The sequence below is a fragment of the Desulfosporosinus sp. OT genome (assembly GCF_000224515.1).
Lineage (GTDB): Bacteria > Bacillota > Desulfitobacteriia > Desulfitobacteriales > Desulfitobacteriaceae > Desulfosporosinus.
Genome location: NZ_AGAF01000123.1, coordinates 1 through 1552 on the forward strand (window position 1 = coordinate 1; position 1552 = coordinate 1552).

Here is a 1552-nt window from a genome sequence, read left to right on the forward strand (position 1 = left end):
CCTGAAAACAGAGTACTAGGGCCATAAAAACAAAAAAAATCTAACTATACTCAAGTAAATGCTTGAGCAATCATGAATTAGGCCTTTGAATATTTAATTAGTGACTAAGCTGTACTGGAGTTAGCGCTCTGTTCAATAGTAACGGTAAATCCGAATGTTTCAAGTCTCTTTACGGATTTCTTAACGATCTCCGCTTTCCGGCGTTGATCAAAGTAATCCGGCCCTAGTTCTTTGTATGGTGTGTTACTTTTGAGTATGTGGTACACAGCTTTGAGGATGGCATGAGCAACAGCTACAGTCGCACGGTTATGGCCGCGTCTTGCGGCAATCCTAGCGTATTGGGCACTGAAATAGGTGTTCTTTAGATGCCCTGCGACTTTAGCACATTCCATCAGTGTAGTCCTAAGCATGTCGCTCCCTTTTCGCGTTTTACCGCTTTTGCGTTTGCCTGCACTCTCGTTGTTGCCGGGGCAAACGCCAGCCCATGAAGCGAGATGTGAATCCGATGGAAATTGATTCATATTGATACCAATTTCGGCAATGATCACTTGCGCGCTACGTTCCGCAACTCCGGGAATAGAGTCGACAAGAGACACTTGATCTTTTACAGGTTTCATTCTTTCTTGGATTTCTTGATCGAGCGAAAGGACTTGTTCCTCAAGAATATCAATATGCTTGAGCATTAGACGTAACATTGTCCTTTGATGATCACCCATAAAACCGTGAAGTGCTTCTTCAATTTGAGGTATTTTTTTACGCATTCGCATAAGCGCTTTATCTGCCATAGCTTGAACGTCAGTACATCCAGCTATGAGCATATCAAGCATTCGACGGGATGATGTACCATCGATGTCGCTGACAACAGACCCTAACTTGATATTTGCGCCTTCAAGCACCTTTTGGATGCGGTTCAACTCTCTGGCGCGCTCCGCAACCATACTTCTGCGATAACGAACAAGTTCTTTGAGTTCGCGCTGCTCCCGCTTGGGAATGAAACTGCCGTTCAGTAGGCCGTGACGAAGTAAATCAGCAATCCATTCAGAGTCTTTAACATCGGTTTTACGTCCAGGTACAGCTTTAATATGTTGTGCATTCACAACTAAAGTAGGAATCCCCTCCATTTCTAAAAGATTGTAGATTGGCTTCCAGTATGATCCGGTTGCCTCCATGGCAACGCATTGACAATCAGCGCTCTTCAGCCAATCGATAAGTCCAAGAAGCGATGAAGTCATCGTACTGAAACTCCTAACATCCTTCTTTCTGCCTGTAATTAGACAGGCAGCGATCGTGTTCTTGTGAATATCCATACCACAACAACGCTCGTAAATAACATTCATTGAAAGACACCTCCAATGATTTAATTACGGCGGGCTTCCTGTAAAGCATTAATCTACCCTACGTGCTCATGGCAACAATTTGTGGTGCAAGCAGGAAGCCTTAATCAGTCTATAATATCGGGCTCGAACGCACCAAGACACTTCGACTTATACCGTAGCCAAAGTATTTCACAAGGGAAATATTTTTATTCCAACGTTTCCCAATTTTTTCATAC

Annotated in this window: 1 protein-coding gene; it reads right to left on the minus strand. The window is 43.6% G+C overall.

Features of this window, described 5'->3' with window-relative positions; all coding sequences use genetic code 11:
* Positions 1-104: 104 nt before the first annotated feature.
* A complete protein-coding gene (locus DOT_RS11360) occupies positions 105-1337 on the minus strand; it encodes an IS110 family transposase (RefSeq protein WP_009618470.1) in 1233 nt (410 codons plus the stop codon).
* Positions 1338-1552 lie beyond the last annotated feature (215 nt).